This window comes from Aquirhabdus parva, assembly GCF_003351745.1.
Lineage (GTDB): Bacteria > Pseudomonadota > Gammaproteobacteria > Pseudomonadales > Moraxellaceae > Aquirhabdus > Aquirhabdus parva.
On sequence record NZ_CP031222.1, the window covers coordinates 1,112,679 to 1,137,849 of the forward strand.

The window sequence follows — 25,171 nt, forward strand, 5'->3', positions numbered from 1 at the left end:
AATCCCGTCGAATAGGCGGGATTTTTTATTGCGTGAATGATTGATTGTGTTAGTGTTGTACTATAAGTTTTGGGATAAATGAAAAAAATGATATGTCGGGTTTTGAGTGGGAATAATCTAAGCATTAATTTGTTTTTGATCTCGTTGTTATTCGTGTCCTGTCAGGCCATGTCTGGCACGATTACTGAGTTTTATTATACTCCTCAAATTCCAAATTTTGATAAAATCAGAGTTAACAATCCTTTTTATCTATCTAATAGTAATATAGATAATATAAATTTTGTGGAGAATACTACAAAATTAGATAATACGCTTCAATTGATTGCGAATAATATTGTAGTCAAGAGTAAGAATTATATGTTTGAGCCTTTGAGTCCTGATACTTGGTCAGGTTATCAGTGGACAGGTTTGGAGCCCTTAGATAGAACAAGTATGTCGCAGCAGGGCCTTGGGATAGCCGGCTCTTTACCTAGTTACGGACAGTCGTTGTTTCAAAAAAATAACTCTCAAGTAGGGATTCAACTGAATACATTTCCTCCGGATCAAAATACATTAGATTTACCGACAAAATATACAGCTGCCTCAATGCAATATTTTATTGGCTTTACGCCGAGTAAGAAAATCTGGCTCAAGAGTGATTTACTTTGTATGAGTGGCAAGCTCAATCTGGCATCATCTTATTCAGCAGGATCTGTAAATCAAGTCATGATGACTATGAGATTTTACGACACTATTAGCACCAAAGGATTTTTCTTAAATGTGATGCTTTATGATTCGAGAGCTTATTATGAGGTGAAAGATATAATTCATATCGACCAGCAAGATACTGGTAACCCGATTATTATTTCTCATGCACAGAATCAGTCGAGTTTAAATCATAATGTTTTATATACTTCACCAATTATAGGTTATGCAAATCCTTTGACACCTGTATCTACCGGCGCATTGCAAAGTGGAAGCCGTGATTACGGTTTCTGTATTAGTGCGGAGCAATTTTCAAGTGCTTTAGGTGCTATTAACCTTTCATTTACATCGAAGGGTCTTCCGCAGTCTAGTTTATTCTCGACAGATAAATCTCGTTATGTTTTAGAGTTTGCATTAGTTGGTCCTGAAATTGAAACTTCTGGTGGTCGAGGTCGTCTTGGAATGACGATAAATGAATTATGGATTTATCGTTTAAGTCCTTAGTACTATCTTGAATGAGGTGTCATAAATTTTGATCATCCTAATTTGTAAGATTCTCTATATTAGTTAATAAGATGGCATACCTTTCGCATAGACCTTCATAGCTTATCTATGCCAAACTAACTCAAAACCGAGCTCATCATGAAATATCAAATATTACTCACAGCGATGCTGATAACCATCCCCGTATTGATGTCCGGTTGTAAAATCACGATAGGGGATAGTTCAAGTGATGGGGTAAAAGGATCAGGAAAAATCGTGTCGGAGTCGCGAAAAGTCGCTGACTTTTCCGCGATCGATATCGAGGGTGCCGCTAATATTAAGCTGAGTCAGGGTGCTGTGCAGTCCATTACGATTTCCGGTGATGATAATATTGTGCCACTGATCACTACGACCGTGAGCAATGGAAAGCTTACCATTAATAACTCAAAAAGCTATTCGAGTGATCATAATGTGGATCTGGTGATTGTTGTGCCCAAAATCGAAGCACTGACGGTAGAAGGATTTAGTCAAGTTGACCTGAAGGATATTACGAGTAAGAAATTAGACCTTAAAATTGATGGTGCAAGTGTCATAGGCGTGCAAGGAACTGCAGATAGCTTTGATGCCGAGGTGAATGGAGCTGGCAGTATTGATGCTGGCAAGCTGGTCGCAAAGACGGTCACAGCAGAAGTATCTGGTGCAGGATCAATTAAAGTAAATGCGGTCGATTCTTTAGATGCAAGCGTAAGCGGTGTTGGTAAGGTGACCTACGCAGGTGATCCAAAGTTGAAAACCAATATTTCAGGATTGGGCAGTATCAAAAAGATTTAATTAAGTCAGTAATTTTTTAACACGAAATTAGAGATCAATTTATGTCCATCGTCAAGCTGAGCCAAGTGACGGTTATCGTTTTTTTCTTGTCTATCCCCCTTGGTTTAGCCGGGTGCAAGATTGGGCTTGATGATCTAGTGAATGTCAAAGGGTCAGGAACAACTCTGAACCAAACTCGAACGCTTGGCAGTTTTTCTGCCATCGATCTTGAGGGGGCAACTGATATTCAGATAACCCAAGGTGCGGTTCAGTCCGTGCGTGTCACTGCCGATGATAATATTGTCCCGCTGATTACCACGACGGTAAAAAATGGTCGATTAATTATCAGTAGTACTAAAAGTTATTCGACTCAGAATGACGTTAGAGTTACGGTTGTTGTCCCTAAGATTGAAGCTATCGAAATCAATGGATCGGGAGATGTTGAATTAAATGCGATTTCCGCAAACAAATTGAAGACGACCGTATCCGGTTCAGGAAATATCACTGCTGAGGGACGGGTTGATACTTTTACTGCGATCGTCAACGGTAGCGGCGATATTGATGCTGAGAAGCTTTTGGCTAAAAATGCCACGGTCAGAGTGACGGGTTCTGGTTCGGTCGTATTAAATAGTTCTGATACGCTGGATGCCGACGTCACTGGAAGTGGGGATATCTCTTATGATGGTACAGCAAAAGTGAAAGCGAGTATTACGGGTTCTGGTAGTGTAGATCATCTCTAATTGACGTTGAGGGGTTTCTGCTGGCTGGGTTTACGATGAGGTATAAATCACGATTTAAACTGTGTAATTCGTCGGACACTTATACAATATTACTTTGCCGAATCATTTATATTGTGTAGCATCATCGGTACGATTTAAAGGAAAGAATCCGCTTGTTTTTTCTTCGCACGTTGTGAATTTCGCATGGGATTTATGGGTGTAGAAAAACTGCATACCTATCACGAGCATAGCCACCCCATGAAGCATTTATATCAGTTGGTGAAGCGCACTGCGCTTGTTTTTGTTGATTTCTCATTTAACCAACGCGTTACGATTCTACAGCTTGTTCCGGTACTCTATTTTTTACTTCTTATAGCTTCAGCGGGTATTACAACGCACTTTGTCTGGTCTGCATTTGACGATTCAGCACTGCGAGGCTGGCTATATGCGATTGCGTCTCCGGTTATTTTTATTGTGATGGCGGCTATCTGTCGCGTGCTGCTTGAGTTGCTTATCATCATCGGTCAAGTGGCACAGGATATTAGCGTAGTCTCTAGTATGAGCTCCGCCATTAAGCAAATGTCCTCTGATACACAAGCTATCGCGGCGATGGGTCGTTCGTTGGATGAGATTTCTTTTGATATTAAAAACATTGCGGGTATGCGCGGATCTCTGACGCAGATTGCCAATGTTGTTGAGCATATCGAGACAATCGCAGAGATGAGTGTCTCGATTGAGAAGATTTCTGCATTGGGGGAAAATGTTGATTTAATTTCAACCGTGCAACAATCGATTGAAAAAATTGCTGATTTAGGGACACATATCCAAGCCATTGCAGAAATGCGCTATTCCCTAGAGAAAATCTCCGCGTTAACCGATAATATCGAGGCCATTGCGAAAATGAGCGAGGCTCTTGATAAAATTTCAGAAATCGGTGATGTGGTTTCTAAATTAAGGCGTGTGCCTTTTATGCGATGAAGTCACTTGTCGCATATAAATAATTTAAAAGTAGTGACTTAGTGAAGAGCAAGTTTAACTCTGAGTTTGAAATTTAAAAATAAAGACATAAAACAACAACCGTAAACCGTCATCATCCCGTCATCAAATCGTCAACTGGCTGTAAAGTGTACGGCGTAATATTCATTGATAATATGAATAAGAGTCTAACTCATCAATGAATGCTGTCACTTATGGTTTGATGCAAAGCAATCCAGGTGAAAAAGGTTTGCTAAAAGAAGTCGATGTGCCGCAAAGCGAAGCACTAAGAGACGATTCAGCCCAGCACTATCTGATCCAGCCCCTAATTCCCCATTATGATTCAAATCCTCAGTTCGTGAATCACAATGTGGGCTATCCATTTGAATCAGAAAAGTCCTTACGCATAGCGCTGGTCACCGAAACTTGGCCACCAGAGATCAATGGCGTGGCACACTCGGTATTTCATTTAGCCACGGGTTTAAGAGACAACGGTCATTCATTGTTTCTCATCCGTCCGCAGCAAGTTCTTTCCACCATCAATTCTCCAGCAGAGCAGGAGTTGTTGGTTCGCGGATTTGCAATCCCACGCTATCGTGCATTACAGTTTGGTGCGCCTGCGTATTATCATATTAAAGAGGCTTTAAAAAGCTACCAACCTGATGTGGTCCACATCGTCACAGAAGGGCCGCTTGGTCTTGCAGCTCTCTTTGCCGCAAGACATCTGGGCATTCCTGTATCGAGTGGATTCCATTCTCCATTCCACGAGTTCAGTACGCATTTTGGTTTGGGCTTGTTGCTGACACCTATCATTGCTTATCTGCGATTTTTCCACAATCGCACCGATATGACTTGTGTCCCGAGTGAAAAAACACGAGCACAACTACAAACGCTGGGTATTCGTGATCTTGCTGTCGTCTCACGTGGCGTCAATGTCGCTCAGTTTAGTCCTGTGCACCGAGATATGGCACTTCGTCAATCATGGGGCGTCAGTGAGCACTCTACAGTTCTACTGTATGTTGGGCGTCTATCTCCTGAGAAAAATATTGATTTGGTCATCGCAGCATATCGCGAGCTACAACTTGCTCAACCTCTACGTGCCGTGCAATTGGTTCTCGTTGGGGATGGCCCAGATCGTGCTCGACTCGAGAAACTTGCACCTGATGCTATTTTTGCAGGGATGCAAACGGGTGGTGCATTAGGACAACATTATGCGAGTGCAGATGTATTTGTGTTTGCAAGTCAGGTGGAAACGTTTGGAAACGTTGTTCTCGAAGCCATGGCCAGTGGATTGCCCGTGCTTGCTTTTGATGATGCAGCAGCGGGTCAGGTTGTTGAGACTGATCACACCGGGTGGTTATGTGAATTGAAGAATGAACTGAAATTTACGCAGCTTGCCGGACAATTACCAAAACAAAATCGTCTACAAGAAATGGGTAAGTACGCCTGTGAGCGCGTACAGGCCATGGGCTGGCAACAAGCTGTGGGTCAATTAGAAGAAGTGCTTAAACACGTTAAACAACAGCATGGCAAGCGGACACACACGGCGTCAAGTGAAGACACGTTATTGGATGCTGGACAAACACAGACTCCGCAAGCCATAAAACAGGAGGAATTATCATGAGTCGTTGGCAATCGACGGTACTCCAAGTTCAAGATTGGGATTTATATTGGTGCTTGCGCTTGAATAGCTATTCTACGCGTCAAGCTGTTGCGCGGACTTTTAAGCTAATTAGCCGTCTGGGTGATGGTTGGTTCTGGTATGGGTTGACGCTAGTTATTCTGTCGATTTACGGGATGCATGCATTACCTTTACTGGGGCAAGCATGGCTCACCAGTATTACAGGTTTAGTGATTTATAAGCTTCTAAAACATAAGACATTACGCCCACGACCATATCAGGTTCATCAAGCGGTAATGCTCGGTGAGCGTCCATTGGATCACTTTAGTTTTCCATCAGGGCATACTCTACATGCGGTTTTGTTTACAGTCATGCTCGGAACCGATTTTCCCGTATTGCTTCCGATTCTTGTCCCATTCATGTTGCTCGTTGCATTGTCCCGTGTCATCTTGGGCTTGCACTACCCAACGGATGTGATTATGGGTGCCGTGATTGGAGCAACTCTCTCCGGTCTTTCACTGTGTTTTATGTTGTAAAAGTAGATTCTATTATCTGACGACATGAGTTCTATCCTGAACTCATGTGGATGATCGCTACACATTCTTAATTTATAAATATTTGATTTAAAAAATACGGTATTATGCAGACAATATAAGTTGTCAATATAGTCCTATTTTCATGAATGATTTATCGCAAGCCTTCCTTGTGTCATTTCAAAATTCTGCTGTTGCTTTAGCCGCTTTGGGTTCAGGGCTACTTCTTCTAGTTGGTCTTCTAACTGGGGTGTGGAAGTATCTGGCGATTATGAATAGTGAGAAATCCCGCGCGCCTTACTATGTCGATATTGCACATCGTGCGTCACTGATGTATTCGTTCAGCGCGCTTGTGCTTGCGGTGTTGGCAGGATTATCGGTATGGCCGCCAATTCATAATTTTTGGGCAGTTGCAGCCAATTTAATTTACTTTATCGCTGCGATTAGCACGTATGTGATTCATGGTGCTTTGCGTGATACCTCGAATCAATTGGCAAGGCCTCATAGATTGGGCAAGGCGACCTTACCGAATATTTTGATTTCAGGTTTTATGTGGTCGCTCATTGTGGCTGAAGTTGGAGGAACCGTGGTACTTTTATCTGGCGCCACAGTCCGTCTGTGGCCAGTTATTGCTCAAGTTTGGTCGTGAAATATGTCCTGATTAAAAAACTTAGCAATTTTATAGCATCGCCAAGCGTTTATTTTTCATAATAATCAATGTCACTAAACCCAGACTCATGAATGTACAACTGACGATAACCATTGCCAGATTGGTGAGTACGCTAAACATCAGGCCGTGTACAACCAAGCCCATGATGAGGCTCAGGGCAAACTGCAGTGCACCTTGCAATGCACTGGCACTCCCAGCGCGATGACCCTGCTGAGATAAAGCAAGCGCATTGCCATTCGCGCCCGTTAAGCCAACTGCCGCAACAACCCCAAATAGTCCGACCATGACTAAAGGAAGTGTAGCTAGACCTGTTACGGCTAAGCCCAATAACCATAAGCCACTAACAGTCTGCAAAATGACCCCAGCATGAAGAAGCTGCAATATGTGAAAGCGTCCAACCAAACGTCCATTCACCTGTGACATGCCAATCACACCTAATGCATTGATTCCAAAGTACCAACCAAAGTTTTGAGGCAAGACACCAAAATGATCAATCAGTAGTGCGGATGCGGCTCCGATGTAAGAAAACATAGCCGCATAGGAGAAGCTCCCAACCAATGCTGGTGTTCGAAAGCTTGCATCTTTCAGGAGTCGTCCGTACGTCACAAAGACATTTTTGAGATTGAGTGTTTGGCGTTTTTCTTGATGCAAAGTTTCCTTAAAGCCAAAGTGGATCGCCAGTAAACTGATGAAACCCACAGCTGCTAGCATCGTGAAGATGCTGTGCCAACTGAAGTGAATGAGCAACCAGCCACCCAGTAACGGTGCAAGAATCGGGGCAATGCCCATAATCAACACCATACTAGAAAATGCCTTGGCTGATTGGGCTGGAGATAGACGGTCGCGAATTGCTGCGCGGACGATCACCATTCCCACGCAACCGCCCAGAGCCTGAATGATTCGGGCAATCTGCATTTGCTCAAGACCAGCCGCAAAAATACAGGCGATAGATGCAAGCGTAAATAACGTCAATCCAAAATATAAAGGCGGTTTGCGTCCAAATCGATCACTGACAGGCCCGTAAATGAGCTGGCCGATGGCAAGGCCGCAAAAGTAAGCCGGAAGCGTCGTGGAAATGGCACCTGTACTGACACCAAACTGATGCGCCATGCTGGGAAGAGCAGGCAAGTACATATCAATCGACAATGGCCCTAGAGCCGTCAACATGCCAAGCAGTGCAATCCAGGCCATGCTATAGGATTGATGAGTGGTTTGAGCAGGAGTATTCGATTGTGGGGGAAATTGAGAAGACATAAAGCAAGTAGAGGCGAGCAAAACACTAGTTTAGCAATAACGAGAGAACTTTTTTAGCTTTGGCCTCGCTATTTTTGTACCATTTGGTTCAGGTGATACAAAGAGCAAGCTCTGAGCAACGTCAAAGCTTGTCGTTTAAAACCGTTATTTAGGCGTGAGCAGGCGTTTGGACAGTGCTGAGAGGAGGCTGTGGCGCGGCATTAACATCGAAGTTAAAGAAACCCATTTGGTTGCGGATCGTGAGCGTTGAAACCATCAGTTCTTCATCGCCGTTAATTTCTGCAAATTTTTCTGCTTCGTTCAGAATGTCATTGCAATAAACAGCATCGTTGACCAGTAGCGATAGCTCGATGGTGCGATTCATTTTACGACGCAGTTTGGATTTAAACTGCGTCAATTGATGTAATTCTTCATGAGTAAGCATCGTCTGCCTCCTTGGCATTAACGTTATTTTTTTGCTTTAGCAATTTTTAGCCTAGCGGCTTTGTTTTAATTGGTATTTTATTATAGACCTAAAGAATGGCGGCGACCTTAGGTTTGTGTTTGATTTTGCAAGTGTTACTGCTTCAATGTCTGTCAGCTTATGCTTACAGTCTGAGGTAAAGGGGAGACATTTTAGAGCGCTTTGATGGCATTCACTAAGTAAAAGCCCAGAGCGGTTGCTGCAATTGAGCCAATCACATGGAGTCCAATTAAGAAAAAAGCCATTCCAACACGACCATTATTCAGCAAAGTAAAACTTTCAGCGGAAAATGTTGAAAATGTAGTGAGTCCACCTAGGAAACCTGTTGCCAGTAATAGGCGCATTTCAGTGCTGAGCTGTTGGGTGGAGGCGAGTACGAGGCCCATCAAAAAACCTCCCAAGACATTCGCCAACAAGGTTCCATAGGGAATCGCCGGATGGACTGCATTCAGCATTTGTGCAAAGAATAGTCTAAGCATTGCCCCTAAAGCTGCGCCAATACTGACGAGGATCCACTGCATACAGACTCCAAATGGGAAAGATTGATCACGATACTCATCATATTTTAATGCGTTTTTAACACGGATATCGAGTAGATAAGGGTGATTTAAGGTGATGGAATAGGTAAAATATGCGCATCGACCTTTAATTAAGTACGCGCTACGCTGGAGTTTATCGTATGAACCATCCGAGTGATCTACACTATACCAAAAACCATTCATGGGTGCGTTTGGAAGGCGATATTATCGTCACGGGCATTACCGATTATGCCCAAGACCAATTAGGTGACTTGGTCTATGTTGAAGGACCTGATGTCGGTAAAAACATGACGGCAGGCGATGAAGCTGGATTCGTTGAATCGGTCAAAACTGCATCGGATATTTTTGCGCCGATTGATGGCGAAGTGATCGCCGTTAATGAGCTGCTTGAAGAAGACCCAGATTTGATCAATACCGACCCCTATGGCGACGGCTGGATCTATAAAATTAAACCCGTGTCCGTTGCGGATCTTGATGAACTGCTCGACGCTGATGATTATGAGCAAGTGATTGGTTAATCGATTTTTAAATGCCGTTGAATAGTTTTTTAAAACAGTTCAATCGGTATCGATTTTAGAACGCGATGATTGAGAGTCTATAAAAGACCTCTTGATCATCGCGTTTTTGTTGATATTCTGTTTGTTATGACCGAAATAATGCTTTAATTCAATGATCCTTCTCATTTTTATCACTGATATTCGACCATGAACCAGCGCAACAAAAATAAGCATCAAATTACGGGTCTCATTCATCACCCTTACCAAGCGCCTGATGGTTTTGCGGCAGTTCAACCCGCTATCTATAAAGCGTCCACGGTTATTTTTCCAGATATCCATGCGATGCATACGCGGAATTGGCGCGTGGGCAATAATTACAGTTATGGACTGCATGGCACGCCAACAACTTTTACCTTGCAGGAACGCATTGCTACCTTAGAAGGCGGCCTGTATGGGCTTCTTGCGCCTAGTGGCCTTGCAGCCATTAGCCTGATCAATATTGCACTTTTAAACCAAGGAGATGAGGTCCTTATCCCCCAGAATTCTTATGGTCCAACGTTAGATATGGTGCGTCAGGTTCTGGGCCGATTTGGGGTCAGTGTCTGCGTTTATGATCCGATGGAGCCTGAATTACTTGCAGATTTGATCCATGCCCATACCAAACTGATCTGGCTTGAGGCTGCTGGCTCGGTGACCATGGAGTTCCCTGATTTATCAACCCTTATTCAGATTGCCCGTCAGCATCGCGTGATGACGGTTTTGGATAATACGTGGGGAGCAGGACTTGCATTTAATGCTTTCGATTTACCCCGTGAGCAGTCTGTTGATTTAACCATGCATGCCCTGACGAAATATCCGAGCGGTGGCGGAGATGTGCTCATGGGGAGTCTCGTGACGCGAGATGAGGTGCTCTATAAGCAACTGAAGACCACACAGCAATTGATGGGGATCAATGTTGCAGCCAATGATGCCGAGATTGTACTGCGGTCATTGCCGACGATCGCAGTACGTTATGCTGCGCAAGATCAAGCGGCAAGGGCATTGGCAAGCTGGTTACAGACTCGACCAGAAATTGCCCAAGTGCTGCATCCCGCGCTACCACATGCAAAAGGACATTCACATTGGCATGAAACGTGTTCTGCGGACGGCAGCAGTGGCAAAGCGGCTGGCCTGTTCAGTATTATTTTTAAACCTGAATATACGACCGAGCAAGTCCATAAATTTTGTGAGCACTTAAATCTATTTAAACTGGGCTATAGCTGGGGAGGGCCCATGAGCTTGGTTGTGCCCTATCGCTTAGAGAGTCTACGTGCCGCTCAGTTTGGTGGAATACCTGAGTACCTCATCCACGGTGGTTTGGTTCGCTTCAGTATTGGGCTTGAGGATGTGAATGACTTGCAAGCAGACATCACCCATGCACTTTTAACGTTGTAATGATTTGATCAGAAGGCTGCATTTTGTATGACCACACCATTAATTCAACACGGTCAGCCCCGATATGGGCGATTTAAATCAACCCCCTCAGTTATTAATGTTGAAGATTTCAAACTGCAAACACCCTTTGAACATTCAATATCTGGACTGAGTGCCTCATTAAAGCGCCAGTTGGGCTTTAAGTCATTTCAGTTTGTCAGTATTAATAACCAAGATGTCATGATCGGACTAGCCATTGTAGATTTAGGTTGGGTAGGTAATGGCTTCTTTTATATTCATGATAGAAATGATTTGAAATCAGCTCCAGTTCAAGAGTTATCCTTATTACAGCCATTTGCCTATCAAACACATGTTGGCCTTCCTGAATCTCAGACACAAAGCTTTTTTCAAAAAAGTCAATTCAGAATTGATATTCAAAGTAGCAACAATCAGCGTATGGTCAAAGTTAGTCATGCAAAACAAAATCTACTTGAAGCCGTAATTGAGACATCAGAAGCCGAGCCGCTCGCATTATGTAGCCCTACAGGTGCGACAGGCTGGACGTATACGCAAAAGCAAACGGCTCAGACTGTTCGTGGTCAGTATCTGCATCATGGTCAGCCCTTTGAAATCTCACCTGAACGTGGTTTTCTAGCAGCTACAGACGACAGTTGTGGTTTTATGAATCACAAAACATCGTGGCATTGGCTAAGCGTGTCTGCGACACTGAAAAGTGGGCAGCGTGTTGGCGTTAATTTTGCGATGGGTGTAAACCAAACTTTTGGCAGTGAAAATGCACTGTGGATCGATCATCAAATTTTTGAAATTCCTCCTGTGATGTTTGAGCGAGTCGAGTCTATAGGTTCGAATAATGGACCAACTTGGCGTATTTATTCAGCAGATGGTGCGGTCGATCTTACCGTTCAGACGGGTTGGTGTCGGCAAGAGTCTTTAAACTTGGGATTAGTCGCAAGTCATTTCAATCAGTGGATTGCTCATGTTTTTGGTCAGATTAATACAAATAAGCATTTAGTTATTTTTGATGGTGAAATGGGGTTATTAGAAAAACATTTTGCAAAATGGTAATTCATATTGAAGTGTTATAATGAATATCGGCATCATTTGAATTGATGGGGTAGTGATTTTTATTTTATCCTTGCTTTTAATGTATAAATATTATCTGCTTTTTCATATGACCTAATATAGAAGGGTGGCATCATTATTGCTCAAGTTCTCATATAATTTACCATATGGTTAAAGACTATGAGAGTTCATGTACTGCCCCGAACAATACGAGCCATCATTTCTGGTGGAGCTGCCAGCCTAAGTGTGGTGAGTTATGGGCTGATGTTATCCAATGCCCATGCTGATGATGCAAAGGTTGAGCGTGTTGAGGTTACGGGATCATCTATTAAAGGTGTTGCAGCACAGAGTGCTTCTCCAATCACCATCATCAAAACAGAAGAACTGGCAAAAATGGGGATTACGACTGCTTCAGAAGCATTAAGTCGAGTCTCTGGCAATCAGTCACAATTTACCGCATCAAGTGCCGTCGGCCAAAGTGGAACTATTGGCGCGTCGGCAGATATGCGTGGCTTAGGTTCCAACAAAACATTAGTACTTTTAAATGGACGCCGCCTTCCCAATAGTCCGTTTGAGGGCTCAAGTGTCGATCTGAATATCATACCCATTGCTGCTTTGGATCGTATTGAAATACTCCGTGATGGTGCCTCTGCAATTTATGGGACCGATGCGATTGGTGGAGTCATCAATTTTATTACCAAGAAATCGTACCAAGGTTTAACGACAACGTTTGAAGGAAGTCTGCCGACGCAGAGTGGTGGCGGTAGCCAAACACGCTTCAATATTGCAGGTGGGTATGGTGATTTAAACCAAGACGGTTATAACCTATTTGGTATTGCTGATTTTCATCAGCAGCAACCTCTGAATGCCGCTGATCGTAGTTTTACCAGTGCCGGTGGTATCCGACCCGATCTGGGTATGTTCCAGACCAGTGGTAGTGGCTACCCCGCAAATTTCTATGATCCTGGTGCTGGTCCCAAAGATGACAGTGGCAAAGCGCTAGGCCTGTCAGGAAATCCTTATGCCGCGGCAGGGTGTGTGTCGCCGCACTCCATCCCTCAAGGGGGTGCCTGTCGTTATAATTATGCCTCTGTGCTAGGCATTGTGCCGCAAACTAAACAGATGGCTTTACTGGGTAAAGGCACGCTAAAAATCGATGACAACAATCAAGTCGGTATTGAGTATCTGCATGCTGAAACACAAAGTATGGTCTACCAAGCTGCGAATCCTTTTGCATCAGGAGAAGGTTTTTTTCTACCGAGCACCAGTAAGTATTATCCGGGAAATGGCATTACACCGGCGTTTTCAGGCTTAAGCGGACAAGATCTCACGCTGGGCTACCGCTCTGAGTTGGCAGGGCGACGCCAAGACGAAACCCTGAATAAAGCCGATCGTTTATTGTTTTCAGCAGAAGGAAACGATTTTGGTTGGGATTATAAAACCGGTGTTTCGCTAACGCGGAGTACTCAGCTTCAGCGTTTGGTTGAAGGATTTCTCAATGATGATTTAGTCCGCGGTGCTTTAGAAAACGGTACCTTGAATCCTTTTGGCCCTCAAGCTGCTGGTGATGAAGGAATCTACTCACAGCTTGCGCTTCGCGGTCCTTATTTGGATGCAAAAGCCACAACGGCTGCGGTTGATTTTACCGCTAGTCGTGAGATCGCTCAGCTTCCAGCAGGTGGCGTCGGGTTAGCGGTGGGGACATCTTGGCGACATGAAAACTCTGCGTTCAATGTCTATCATGATGTCGCAAACCTATCGTCGGGTACGGGGTATGCGGGTTCACAATCGATCGCAGGGCATCGCGAAGTGAGTGCTGTTTTCACAGAATTACAAGTTCCTATTCTAAAGAGCTTAGAGGCTCAATTTGCTCTACGCTATGATAACTATAGTGACGTGGGCAGTACCACAAACCCTAAAGTTGCCTTCCGATGGCAGCCTTTAAAGGAATTGATGTTTCGAACCTCTTATTCGACAGGCTTTCGTGCTCCTAGCTTATATGAGTTAAATCAGCCGCCTACGCGAGTTGAAACGGGCAGCTCGCAAAGTGACCCGATACTGTGTCCGGGCGGTGTCGTGGCGCCGGGAGGCATTCCCTCTCGAGATTGCAATCAACAACTGTTTAAGCTGAAGGGCGGATCAAAAGACCTGCAACCCGAGAAGTCCAGATCTTTTACTGTGGGAACTGTGGTTGAGCCGATGAAAGATCTCACGCTATCTGTCGATTACTGGAATATCCTGCTTAAAAATCAGATTACACAGATGTCCGAATCGCTAATTTTTGGTGATGGCAATAAATATGCGGCTGATTTTGTTCGTAACCCTGATGGCTCGTTGAACTATATCCTGAATCCCAATCTTAACTTGGGGAATGTCCGTACATCTGGCATAGACCTCGGTTTTGGCTGGAAGCTACCGGAAACGGCTTGGGGGCGTTTCGGCCTTACTTTAGATGGGACTTATGTCAATCAATATGATTATCAGATTGAGCAGGGCGGTGAGTACATCAGTAATCTTGGCAAGTATGGTGCGGGGGTCAAGGGCTTCAATGGTGGTGGTGGGGCGATCTTCCGTTGGCGTCATACTGCGGGTATAAACTGGTCATTGGCCTCATGGAGTGCAGCATTTCAGCAAACTTTCCAATCGGGTTATTTAGATCAAAACACCAGTGCCGATCCGGGATATGACAACCACCATGTGGGTTCATATACGATCTATAATTTGTCTGGGACTTACTCCGGGATCAAAAATCTGACGCTCACCCTCGGCATTAAAAACCTGTTTAATAAGAATCCACCCGCTTCAAATACGACGGATAATTATCAGTTTGGCTATGACCCTCGCTACGCTGATCCACTGGGACGGGTGTTGTTCCTGCGTGGTACTTATAAGTTCCTGTAAGATTTAAAACCCAAGCAATAAAAAAGCAGCCTAAGCTGCTTTTTTATTGGGATCAAATCTATTACATGTTTGGATAGTTGGGACCACCGCCACCTTCTGGGGTTTCCCAGTTGATGTTCTGTGCAGGGTCTTTGATATCACAGGTTTTGCAATGAACACAGTTCTGCGCGTTGATCTGGAAGCGTGGCGCACCCTCTGGTGTGGTCACGATTTCATAAACACCGGCAGGGCAGTAGCGTTGTGCTGGTTCTGCGTACAATGGCAAGTTTTGTTCGATTGGAATCGATGGATCACGCAGTTTCAAATGCACTGGCTGATCTTCTTCGTGATTGGTGTTGGACACAAATACGGAAGACAGCTTATCAAATGACAATTTGCCATCTGGTTTTGGATAAACAGGTTTAACTGAGTTTTCAGCCAATTCCAGCGCTTTAAAGTCAGGTAATGGGTCCAGAATGGTGAATGGCAATCTGAAAACATTCTGATCGATGAAGTTATATCCACCACCAATGACTGTACCAAAGCGATGCATCACCGAACCGAAGTTACGTGCGGCAAAGAGTTCTGGGTAGAGCCATGATTCTTTGAATTTCTCAGTGTAGGCAGTGACTTCATCAGACGCACGACCTGCTTCTAAAGCTTCAAATACCGCTTCAGCACAGAGCATGCCTGACTTCATTGCCGTATGAGAGCCTTTGATTTTTGCAAAGTTCAAGAAACCAGCATCATCACCAATCAAGCAGCCACCTGGGAAGGTCAGTTTAGGCAAAGCCAGTAAGCCGCCTTTGATCACTGCACGTGCGCCGTAAGAAAGACGTTTACCGCCTTCCAAGTATTGGCTAATCACAGGATGGTGTTTGAAGCGTTGCATTTCATCAAACGGTGACATGTATGGGTTTTTGTATGATAGATCGATGATCATACCCATAGTCACTTGGTTGTTTTCTGCGTGGTATAACCACCAGCCGCCAGTCGAACCAGTTTCGGTCAAAGGCCAGCCTGAACCGTGCAGTACCAAACCTTCTTGGTGCTTAGCAGGATCGATTTCCCACAGTTCTTTAATACCGATACCGTAGTGCTGTGGCTGTGAGTCTTTGTTCAGATCAAAGCGGCTCATCAGTTTTTTACCGAGGCTACCGCGACAGCCTTCAGCGAAGAGGGTGTATTTGGCGTGCAGTTCATAGCCCGGTGTAAAGCTAGGCTTTGGTTCACCTTCTTTATTAACGCCCATATCGCCAGTTTGGATGCCTTTCACGCTACCATCTTCATGGTAAAGTACTTCAGAAGCCGCAAATCCTGGGAATACAGTAACTTCGAGTTCTTCTGCTTTAGTGTTCAACCAGCGAACAACGTTCCCCAAGGAAACAATGTAGTTGCCTTCGTTGTGCATGGTTTTAGGAACGAAGAAATGCGGAACTTTGATACTGGCAGTTGCCGAAGTCAGCATGTACACATCATCTTGTTTGGCAGGAACGTTGAGCGGTGCGCCCAGCTCTTTCCAGTCAGGAAAGAGTTCGTTCAAGGCACGTGGTTCGAGCACCGCACCAGAGAGGATATGTGCACCGACTTCAGAGCCTTTTTCAACGACACAGACTGAAAGGTCGGGCATATTTTTTTCTATAGCCAATTGACGTAAGCGGATTGCAGCAGAAAGTCCTGCCGGGCCTGCGCCCACAATCACAACATCAAACTCCATCGATTCACGTTCGATGTGTTCCATAAGGTTTCCTCTTTTAAGCGGGTGGCTAGCAACATGCGAATTGCGCTGTTGCGACGCTGCCCGAAGCATGAAATCATTGCTATTCGGCATAGCTGCGGTGGTATTATAAAATCAATGTGGCTTGATACGCCACATTTACACTCAAATTACATGCGGTAACTTGCTTTTTTTAGCAGAGTATTCCTTGATTAACAGAGCGGAGCCCACTTTGCATCAAGAATTGACGGTCTGCCGACCGTTTAGATCAGTGTATACAGATTTAGATGAATAATGATTTTAATTGCTTTTCTAGGACAAAAACCATGACTAAAATATCCCCCCCACAGGGTAATTTGGGTCAATCAACTGCTCCAGCCATCGATGAGTCTTTAAGTCAAAACGTGCCATTGAAGAAAACGGGTGGTTTGGATTCTATCTCTCGTTTGTTGGTGGGTGCTGACGGAAAGCCGACCAAAAGTCTACCTCCGCTTGAGAAGTGGAATCCCGAGTATTGCGGTGAGATGGATTTGGTGATTCGCGCCAATGGCGAGTGGTGGCATGAAGGGACGCGGATGACACGTGAACCTTTAATCAAGCTGTTTTCAACGGTGCTTTGGCGGGAAGAGGAAGAGTATTTCCTAAAAACGCCAGTAGAAAAGATCAAGATTCAGGTGGTTGACGCACCGCTGATGGTGGTCGATGTCGAACAGGTTGAGGATAATGGCCAAACTTTTGTTCGCTGCACCACCAAGACTGGCGACGTGGTGATTGCTGATGCAGAGCATCGGATTGAAATGCGTGAGTTCGTAGTGGATGGTGTTAGTGAGATACGTCCTTATATCCGGATTCGTCGCAATTTAGATGCATTGATACATCGCAATGCGTTCTACCATCTCGTGAATTGGAGTGTGCTTGAGCACACCGATGCAGGCGAGGCGATGGTTTTACGCAGTGGGGATGAGCAGTTTGTGTTGGGATTGGTATAAGTTTGATCTGCTTCACGCGTGATCAACTGAAATAATAAAGCCAGAGTTTTTGGAGTAGCGAGTTGTTAGATAAACTTCAGCATTTGGGGCATTCAGATGCGCCAATTGGCGTTTTTGATTCGGGGATCGGTGGCTTATCGGTTGTGGCAGAACTGCGCGCACTGTTGCCGCATGAGTCTATGGTTTATCTTGCCGACACCGCGCATGTGCCCTATGGAACACGCCCTGATGAAGAAATTCGTATACTCACTGCTTGTGCCGTCGAGTGGCTGTACCAACGAGGTTGTAAAGCTGTTGTTGTTGCATGTAATACTGCGTCTGCTTTTAGCCTGACGCATTTACGCGCGCGATATGGTGAGTCTTTTCCTGTGATTGGTCTCGTGCCTGCAGTCAAACCCGCGGTGCAAATGTCCAAGAATAAAAAAATTGGTGTGCTTGCCACACAGGGCACCATGCGTGGGACATTGCTTAAAGATGTGATTGCCGAAGTGGCTGTGCCCGCAGGTGTTGAAGTGTTTACCGTTGTGAGTCCTGCACTGGTTCCCTTTGTTGAAGCTGGCGAACAAGATTCGGAAGCCTGCTATGCAGAGCTTGAGCGTGTGTTGGCACCACTTGTTGAAGCAAAAGCTGAAGAGTTGGTATTGGGTTGTACGCACTATCCATTTCTGGCATCCAGCATTCAGCATGTCTTTCCTGATAAATTTCATCTTCTTGATTCAGGCGCTGCTGTTGCCAAGCAGACGGAGCGGGTATTAGCGCAACGCAGATTACTGACTTCTGCAACTGGAGTCGGGACATTGGATTGTTTTGTGACGGGTGAGGTCGAGCCGGCAGAGCGCGTGATGCGCAACTTAGTCGATTGGGACTTTAAGGTTGAAACGGCGATCTATGATTTGCTGAGTGTGGCTGCGGCTCAACTGAAGATTGCGAGTGGGTGATTCTAAAATATTGATTCGCCATTTGACTGGAAACAGCGAATCAACAGATCGATTACTTAGTGCTGGTGTCCTTCATGAGAAGGTGTTTTAAACAAATGAGCATCGGGATGATCCATTTCACAGCTTTCAGTCTCACATTGTAAAGTCACATGTTCGAGATTATGTTCCTCAGCCAAGCGCGCTTTCGCTTGATTTAAGATCGCTTGAACATCACCTGTTGGGCACACCAGATGCGCAGTCAGACTGATCTTGCCGCTGGTCAATGCCCAGACATGCAGATCATGGATGCTTTCAACACCATCAACCGTTTGCAAGGTTTTCTCAACTGCGACGATATCAATTTCTGCGGGTACGCCTTCCAGCAGAATATTCAAACTATCGCGCATCAGAATCCATGTCCGTGGAAGTACCCAGAAGCCGATACCGACCGCAACGAGTGAGTCGACCCAAGTCCAGCCAGTAAACATGATGACGACAGCACCGACAATGACGCCAATTGAGCCCAGTAAGTCACTCCAGACTTCAAGATAAGCGCCTTTGACATTTAAGCTGTCATCTTTGCCACCGAGGAGCAGCTTCATGGAAATCAGATTAATGATTAAACCCAATGAGGCGATGACCAGCATACCGTTGGTTTGTAGCTCTGGTGGATTGCCGAGACGTTGCCAAGCTTCATACAGGATATAAAAAGCGACAACAAACAGTAGCAGTGCGTTAAACGCTGCGGCGAGGATTTCAAAGCGATGATAGCCAAAGGTCCGCTTGCGGTCCGCAGGTCGTTTGGCGACATAGATTGCCGCCAAGGCGATAGCCAGTGCAGCCGTATCAGTAAACATATGGGCAGCGTCGGAGAGGAGGGCAAGACTATTGGTTAATAGTCCGCCGATCACTTCTACGATCAGGAAGGTGGTGGTTAAGCCCAGCGCCCACCACAAACGATGTTCATTACCAATCTGAGGGATAGCGTGACTATGCTGATGATTACCGCTCATGATGAGCTCCAGTTGAAGGTTGTTGAGACTCAGGGTGAGTAACGTGTTCTTCTGACGATTCTAACTGTGCTTCTTTACGATAGATTAACCGATAGAGCACAGGTAAAACCAACAGGGTGAGCAATGTTGAGGAAATAATTCCACCAATGACTACGGTTGCGAGTGGTCTTTGAACCTCAGCCCCTGTGCCCGTGGCAATTGCCATGGGAACAAAGCCGAGTGAGGCAACCAGCGCAGTCATCAGGACTGGGCGTAGACGTAACATCGCGCCTTGCCAGACGGCATCATTGACCCCTAGGCCCTGCTTGCGTAGATCACGAATGAAGGACAGCATGACCAAACCATTGAGCACGGCGACCCCCGACAAGGCAATGAATCCCACACCCGCAGATACGGACAATGGAATACCCCGCAGACCCAAGGCAACGATCCCACCGGTCAAGGCAAATGGAATCCCCGTAAAGACCAGCAGTGAATCACGAACATTGCTAAACATGGCGTAGAGCAAAGCCAATACCATAGCCAGAGCAACAGGGATCACGATGGTAAGGCGTTGGCTGGCCGACTTCATGTTTTCAAACTGACCGCCGTATTCGATCCAGTAGCCTGATGGCAGTTTGATATCTTTGTTCATAGCCGCTTGGACGTCACTGACAAAAGAACCAAGATCACGGTTTTCGACATTGGCGGTCACTACCACACGACGTTTACCCATTTCACGGCTGATCTGGCTAGGACCTGTGGTCTCTTGAACTTGAGCCACATTGGATAGCGGGATCGTTCCGCCGTCTGCAAGAACCAACGGTAGATTGGCTAAAACTTCAGGTCGTCTGGCCTCTGCCGACTGGCGAATCACCAAGGCAAAGCGGCGATCACCTTGTAGGATTTGACCAGCTTCAGTGCCACCGATTGCCGAGGCAACGGTATCTTGAATGTCAGCTACCGACAGCCCATAGCGCGCTGCAGCAGCACGATCAATATTGACGGCAATCAATGGTAAGCCTTCGGTTTGCTCGACTTTGACACTGGTTGCACCCGTGACCTGACGTAACCGTGCTGCAACTTGATCCGCAGTACGGGTTAATGTTGCGAGATCCTCACCAAAAATCTTGATGCCCAGATCGCTACGTACGCCTGAAATCAATTCGTTAAAGCGCATTTCAATCGGCTGCGAAAACTCCGAAATCGTTCCAACTTGCTGATCCACAACAGCGCTGATTTTTGCCTTAAGCTCATCCATTGAAAGATTTGGGTTAGGCCAATCTTTCTTTGGTTTCATGATGATGATGCCGTCGGAAATATTCGGTGGCATCACATCTGAGGCGATCGCTGCCGTCCCTGTCCGTGCAAATACAAAGGCAATCTCTGGGAATTTCGCTTTAAGCTCGCTTTCAAGATGCGTTTGCATTTTTACCGATTGATCAACGCTGGTACTGGTGGCTCGGATTGATTGCAAGGAAAAATCTCCCTCACTCAAGGTCGGTGCAAACTCACTTCCCAGACGAGGAACCAGCAATAAAGATAAGACCACCAAACATACTGCTGTCACCAGAACGATGGGGGTTTGTCTGATGGAAACTGTAAGCGCCGGGCGATAAATCTTCTGCACGAAGCGCATGATGAAGTTTTCTTTTTCCTGTACTTTGCCCGTGATAAACAAAGCGACTGCAGCAGGAATGAAGGTGACCGATAAGATCATGGCACCAATCAAGGCAATGACCACCGTCGCGGCCATGGGATGAAAGAGTTTAGCTTCCACGCCAGTTAAGGCAAAGATCGGCAAATACACCACAAGAATAATCAACTGTCCAAAGATCAGTGGTCGACGTGCTTCTTGCGCAGCGATGAACACTTCTTTGAAGCGTTCTTCACGGGTGAGTAGGCGTTTTAGTTCCTCTTGTTTATGAGCAAAGCGGCGAATACAGTTTTCAACGATGACCACCGCACCATCAATGATAATTCCGAAGTCGAGCGCACCCAGACTCATGAGATTGGCACTGATTTTTTGCTCAACCATTCCAGTCAGAGTGAAGAGCATCGATAAGGGAATCACCATTGCCGTGATCAATGCTGCACGCAGGTTACCCAAGAACATAAACAGAATGGCAATCACAAGGAGTGCGCCTTCCATCAAGTTCTTCTGTACGGTTTTAATGGCTTTATCGACCAAGACTGTACGGTTGTAGACGGTCTTGACCACGATGCCTTCGGGAAGGGTACGCTGAACCATATCCATCCGATCGGCAACCGCTTGTGCAACGACGCGACTATTGGCACCCATGGTCATGAGTGCAATACCAAGGACGGTTTCTTTGCCATCCAGTGTTGCAGCGCCAGTGCGTAATTCTTGACCAAATTGAACAGTAGCAATGTCACTGATTTTGATCGGGACACCATTCGCACTACTGATGGCTGTATTGCGAATGTCATCAAGAGTGAGCAGTTGCCCCGGCACACGAACTGTAAGTTGTTCCCCACGCTGATCAATGAATCCCGCACCACGATTGTTGTTACTGGCTTCCAGAGCGGTTTTGAGTTGTGCCAGCGTCAAGCCACGCGCGCTCAGTGCATTCATATCAGGTGTTACTTGATACTCACGCACTTGACCACCGATGGTATTGACTTCTGCCACACCGGGGACATTGCGCAGTTGTGGGCGAATGACCCAGTCCTGAATCTCGCGTAAGTCGGATTCATTGTAGGGCGTGCCATCGGACTTCTTCGCTCCGGGTTTGGCTTCTAAGGCCCATTGGTAAATCTCACCCAGACCGGTTGATACTGGCGCCATGATTGGATCAATGTTGGCAGGAAGCTGACTCCGAACTTCTTGAAGTCGCTGACTGATGAGCTGTCGCGCAAAGTAGATGTCGGTACCATCTTTAAAAATCACGGTGACCTGAGATAGACCATAACGCGAGATTGAGCGGGTATGCTCAAGATCGGGAAGGCCAGCCATCGCCGTTTCGACCAGATAGGTAATGCGTTGCTCGGATTCCAGTGCGGTATAGCCGGGTGCAGCGGTATTAATCTGCACCTGAACATTGGTAATGTCTGGAACAGCATCGATGGGCAATTTCTGATAGCTATAGGCTCCGATAGCAATCAGAGCGACCACCAGAATCATGATCCAGCCGCGCAAACGGATGGAACCCGCGATCAGACGGTCAAACATGCCTTTGGGTTGATCTGCGGTTTCTGCTATGGGTGTTTGGCTTGAATGATTATTCATGTTCAGCCTCACTTTTAACCACTTCGGACTTCAGAGTAAAGCTTCCTGCGGTGACATAGCGCTCGCCTTTGTTTAAGCCTTGAGTCACTGCAATCAAATTGCCATCGGATAGACTGCCTACCGTGACGGGCTGTGCTTTAAAGCTGATTTTGCCATTGGTTTTGGATTCGACAAAAACGACGGTTTTATCTTTGATGGTTTGAATGGCACGAGAATCAATCACTATTGGTGTGACTTGAGCTTCACCTTTCATACGGACTGTGACGAGTTGACTTGGACGCAGATTGCGCTCACTGACCACCAGACGTGCACGTGCGATCAGGTTACGTGTTTTGCTGTCTGCACTTGGTGTATAAGTCAGTAGTCGTGCCGACATCGGTGGTTGATCGGTGTTGGTCATCACTTCAAGTGCCATATTTGGCGAGAGCTGACCCGCAAGCGTCGGAGGAACTGCGAACTCGACCCACAGCGCATCCAGCTTGGCGATGGTAAAGAGTTGATTGCTGGATTGTACTGTTTCGCCAACAGTGAGGTCTTTCGCGACCAATGTGCCACTGGTCGAGGCAGTTAGCGTCAGTCTACCTGTTTGGCCTGTCGCACTTGCTCCATAAGCTTGCAGTCCTTCTCGCGCCGCTGCGACTTCGATATTGGCTTGCTGCCAGCTATTTTCAGCTTGCAAGTAATCTTGCTTAGCCGAGATGCCTTGTTTCCAGAGCGTTAGCTCACGGTCATAATTACTTTTTGCCAGTGCCAAGCGAGAATTAGCGGCCTTAAAGCTCCCCTGAAGTTCGACCAATTGCGGTACAAGTAATGTCGCAAGAGGTTGCCCCTTTTTGACATATTGTCCCGTAGCAACGTGGACGCTTTCAACACGACCGGCCAGAGGAGAGGAGATATGAGACTCTTGATCCGTATCCAGTTTTAACTCACCCGGCAGATCCAGTTGAGTCGAGAGTTTTGCTGAGTCAACGGTCGCGATCTGTAATCCGATACTGGCAATTTGTTCGTCGCTTAGAGGGATGGCTTCGATCTCATCATGTACTGCTTTAGCGGTAGCTTCTGGTTTTGTGGTGGTTGCGACTTCAGCTGTTTCAGGTGCTGGCAAAGTGGGTTTACGCAGTAGCCATAGTGCCAATAGCACGGTCACTCCAATAACAATTGCCAGAACCAACAGTTGCTTGGGTGAAAATTTTGAATTCAAAGTAGTCATTAAGGATTTTAGTTGTTGAGAGATCGTCATGGCGTAGCTCCTGACAGGCTGGCTGCATCGGCCATTCCTTCGTTAAGTAAAGAGGTATTGAGTGTATCGGGTAGGACGGGGCTTGCAGGATCTGCATCAAGGGCTAAGCCAGACAGGACCGCTTCGATTTGCAGTGCGGTTTGCCAGCCTTCAGCCAGTGCTGTTTGGGCCGATTGCTCTAACTGCAACAGGTCGCGCTGGGATTGTTGAACCTCAAGAACGCTAAATTTACCTTCTTCAAAGCCGAGCAGCATCTTCTTCTGGACTGTGCGAGCCTGAGGCAATTGCTGATTTAGGATGGACTGGTAACGTTCAGACTGATTATCTGCCTGAGCGATGAGGCGACTGAGTGTCTGTTCACGCTGCAAACGCGTCGTCTGCAGTTGCTGTTTCGCTAGAAGCTGTCCTGATCGAGCAGCAGCGACTGCACCTTGATTACGCGAAAAGATGGGAATAGGCATGCTTAAACCTACAGTGACTTGAGAGTAAGTCTGAGCCGTTGGATCTGCAACCCGGCGCATACCGACACTGACAGTCGGCATACCATACGCTTGTGATTCTGCCAGTTTAAGCTGTGCATCCGACTCTATGACAGCACGCTTTGCCAACTGCTGGCTGGGGTTATCGGCAAGCCGTTGCATCAGTTCTACACGATTGATTGCCGGCCAAGCGGATGGGGAGGCGGTTTTGGTAAAAGTAGGGCTTGGATTTCCCCAGTAGCGGCTGAGATTTTGGCGAGCGATATTCAATGCATTTTGTGCATTCTTTGCTTCGCTATCGGCCTGAAGCTGACTGATCTGCATCCGAGTCAGCTCAACTTCGGCAATTCTCCCAGCCTCAAAGCGTCGTTTGGTGACCAATACACTTTGCTGGCTGAGCAACTGTTGCTGGTGTGCAAGATCAAGTCGCTGTTCGGCAATAGCCACTTGCCGATAAGCCGCCATGACCATCAGTTTGAGCCGTGCGCGATACTGGGATTGCTGGACACCTTCGGTATCGAGTCGCGCTTGCGCCAGCTGTTGTTTGGCTGAGCGTACGCCAAAGACATCCAGCCGCTGGTTTACAGCAAAAGACTGCTCCTGTTGATTGGACTTTAGACCTAAAGAGGAAACAGAGAGCTCTGGATTAATTCGTAATCCACTTTGTTGTAATTCTGCTTCTCGAATTTGCTGACGTGTAGTCAACATATTTTTGATTGGGGTGTAGTTTTCTGCTTGCATGAGTGCATCTGCAAGCGAAAGGGGGGCTTTAGGCTCAACCGCAACCATTTGATCAACTGCTTGCGTAGAAGGTTGAATCTCAAAAGTTGAGTTGGGATTGTCCGTAGGGACAACCTGTGCGTGTAGTGCCAGTGGTGCAAGACCGAGGAAGGTCGTTGTCACCAACGGTAAATAAACAAAAATGCCGCGCAAAATAATGCTCCTTAAAATAGGAAGTCAGGA

General features: G+C 46.1%; 21 protein-coding genes. 13 read left to right on the forward strand and 8 right to left on the reverse strand.

Translation table 11 applies throughout. The annotated features are described in order from the left end of the window. The first annotated feature begins 168 nt into the window (after positions 1-168). The 7 genes from HYN46_RS04930 to HYN46_RS04960 all read left to right on the forward strand — a co-directional run bounded on the left by HYN46_RS04930 (position 169) and on the right by HYN46_RS04960 (position 6,474). Entirely contained in the window at positions 169-1,188 is a 1,020-nt protein-coding gene (locus HYN46_RS04930) for a hypothetical protein (protein WP_114898349.1), read from the forward strand. A 138-nt stretch (positions 1,189-1,326) separates the two neighbouring features. Further along, positions 1,327-1,998 carry a head GIN domain-containing protein gene (locus tag HYN46_RS04935; protein WP_114898350.1) on the forward strand — a complete coding sequence of 224 codons (672 nt, stop codon included), beginning with the start codon at positions 1,327-1,329 and terminating at the stop codon, positions 1,996-1,998. Between the two features lie 41 nt (positions 1,999-2,039). Then, positions 2,040-2,717, forward strand: coding sequence for a head GIN domain-containing protein (locus HYN46_RS04940; protein ID WP_114898351.1), 678 nt, complete (start codon positions 2,040-2,042; stop codon positions 2,715-2,717). 183 nt (positions 2,718-2,900) lie between these two features. After that, on the forward strand, positions 2,901-3,674 hold the full coding sequence (locus HYN46_RS04945; protein ID WP_114898352.1) for a DUF4282 domain-containing protein: 774 nt from the start codon (positions 2,901-2,903) through the stop codon (positions 3,672-3,674). A gap of 196 nt (positions 3,675-3,870) precedes the next feature. Then, positions 3,871-5,295 (forward strand): glycosyltransferase family 4 protein, encoded by a 1,425-nt coding sequence (locus HYN46_RS04950; RefSeq protein ID WP_114898353.1) that lies wholly within the window; start codon positions 3,871-3,873, stop codon positions 5,293-5,295. Next, positions 5,292-5,828, forward strand: a complete 537-nt coding sequence (locus HYN46_RS04955) for a phosphatase PAP2 family protein (RefSeq protein WP_114898354.1) — start codon at positions 5,292-5,294, stop codon at positions 5,826-5,828. Before HYN46_RS04950 ends, HYN46_RS04955 begins: the two co-directional genes overlap by 4 nt. Positions 5,829-5,970: 142 nt before the next feature. Continuing rightward, on the forward strand, positions 5,971-6,474 hold the full coding sequence (locus tag HYN46_RS04960) for a hypothetical protein (protein ID WP_114898355.1): 504 nt from the start codon (positions 5,971-5,973) through the stop codon (positions 6,472-6,474). A gap of 30 nt (positions 6,475-6,504) precedes the next feature. Here HYN46_RS04960 and HYN46_RS04965 read toward each other — a convergent pair whose 3' ends face one another. The 3 genes from HYN46_RS04965 to crcB all read right to left on the reverse strand — a co-directional run bounded on the left by HYN46_RS04965 (position 6,505) and on the right by crcB (position 8,733). Beyond that, the gene (locus HYN46_RS04965; protein WP_114898356.1) at positions 6,505-7,749 is read right to left on the reverse strand and encodes a Bcr/CflA family multidrug efflux MFS transporter; all 1,245 of its coding nucleotides are present in this window, start codon (positions 7,747-7,749) and stop codon (positions 6,505-6,507) included. A 148-nt stretch (positions 7,750-7,897) separates the two neighbouring features. Then, positions 7,898-8,173, reverse strand: coding sequence for a hypothetical protein (locus tag HYN46_RS04970; protein ID WP_114898357.1), 276 nt, complete (start codon positions 8,171-8,173; stop codon positions 7,898-7,900). Between the two features lie 191 nt (positions 8,174-8,364). Next, entirely contained in the window at positions 8,365-8,733 is a 369-nt protein-coding gene (crcB, locus tag HYN46_RS04975; RefSeq protein ID WP_114898358.1) for a fluoride efflux transporter CrcB, read from the reverse strand. A 158-nt stretch (positions 8,734-8,891) separates the two neighbouring features. Here crcB and gcvH point away from each other — a divergent pair, with 158 nt between their 5' ends. The 4 genes from gcvH to HYN46_RS04995 all read left to right on the forward strand — a co-directional run bounded on the left by gcvH (position 8,892) and on the right by HYN46_RS04995 (position 14,645). After that, the gene (gene gcvH, locus HYN46_RS04980; RefSeq protein ID WP_114898359.1) at positions 8,892-9,269 is read left to right on the forward strand and encodes a glycine cleavage system protein GcvH; all 378 of its coding nucleotides are present in this window, start codon (positions 8,892-8,894) and stop codon (positions 9,267-9,269) included. Positions 9,270-9,455: 186 nt separating this feature from the next. Then, the gene (locus tag HYN46_RS04985) at positions 9,456-10,682 is read left to right on the forward strand and encodes a PLP-dependent transferase (RefSeq protein ID WP_114898360.1); all 1,227 of its coding nucleotides are present in this window, start codon (positions 9,456-9,458) and stop codon (positions 10,680-10,682) included. A 27-nt stretch (positions 10,683-10,709) separates the two neighbouring features. Further along, a complete protein-coding gene (locus HYN46_RS04990) occupies positions 10,710-11,747 on the forward strand; it encodes a DUF2804 domain-containing protein (protein ID WP_114898361.1) in 1,038 nt (345 codons plus the stop codon). Positions 11,748-11,924: 177 nt separating this feature from the next. After that, on the forward strand, positions 11,925-14,645 hold the full coding sequence (locus HYN46_RS04995) for a TonB-dependent receptor (protein ID WP_210009385.1): 2,721 nt from the start codon (positions 11,925-11,927) through the stop codon (positions 14,643-14,645). 61 nt (positions 14,646-14,706) lie between these two features. Here the strand turns inward: HYN46_RS04995 and HYN46_RS05000 are convergent, their stop codons facing one another. Continuing rightward, positions 14,707-16,365, reverse strand: a complete 1,659-nt coding sequence (locus HYN46_RS05000; RefSeq protein ID WP_114898363.1) for an electron transfer flavoprotein-ubiquinone oxidoreductase — start codon at positions 16,363-16,365, stop codon at positions 14,707-14,709. Between the two features lie 302 nt (positions 16,366-16,667). On the opposite strand from HYN46_RS05000, the gene HYN46_RS05005 reads away from it, so the two are divergent. Next, on the forward strand, positions 16,668-17,330 hold the full coding sequence (locus HYN46_RS05005; protein WP_162818088.1) for a DUF1285 domain-containing protein: 663 nt from the start codon (positions 16,668-16,670) through the stop codon (positions 17,328-17,330). A gap of 62 nt (positions 17,331-17,392) precedes the next feature. Continuing rightward, entirely contained in the window at positions 17,393-18,268 is an 876-nt protein-coding gene (gene murI, locus HYN46_RS05010) for a glutamate racemase (protein WP_114898365.1), read from the forward strand. A 56-nt stretch (positions 18,269-18,324) separates the two neighbouring features. On the opposite strand, the gene HYN46_RS05015 is transcribed toward murI, so the two are convergent. From HYN46_RS05015 to HYN46_RS05030, 4 genes are read right to left on the reverse strand one after another with little or no spacing between them, the layout of a single operon-like run. After that, positions 18,325-19,260, reverse strand: a complete 936-nt coding sequence (locus HYN46_RS05015) for a cation diffusion facilitator family transporter (protein WP_114898366.1) — start codon at positions 19,258-19,260, stop codon at positions 18,325-18,327. Beyond that, the gene (locus tag HYN46_RS05020) at positions 19,250-22,489 is read right to left on the reverse strand and encodes an efflux RND transporter permease subunit (protein WP_114898367.1); all 3,240 of its coding nucleotides are present in this window, start codon (positions 22,487-22,489) and stop codon (positions 19,250-19,252) included. The genes HYN46_RS05015 and HYN46_RS05020 overlap by 11 nt, the downstream gene beginning before the upstream one ends. After that, positions 22,482-23,729, reverse strand: coding sequence for an efflux RND transporter periplasmic adaptor subunit (locus HYN46_RS05025; RefSeq protein WP_114898368.1), 1,248 nt, complete (start codon positions 23,727-23,729; stop codon positions 22,482-22,484). The genes HYN46_RS05020 and HYN46_RS05025 overlap by 8 nt, the downstream gene beginning before the upstream one ends. After that, the gene (locus HYN46_RS05030; RefSeq protein WP_114898369.1) at positions 23,726-25,141 is read right to left on the reverse strand and encodes a TolC family protein; all 1,416 of its coding nucleotides are present in this window, start codon (positions 25,139-25,141) and stop codon (positions 23,726-23,728) included. Before HYN46_RS05030 ends, HYN46_RS05025 begins: the two co-directional genes overlap by 4 nt. Positions 25,142-25,171 lie beyond the last annotated feature (30 nt).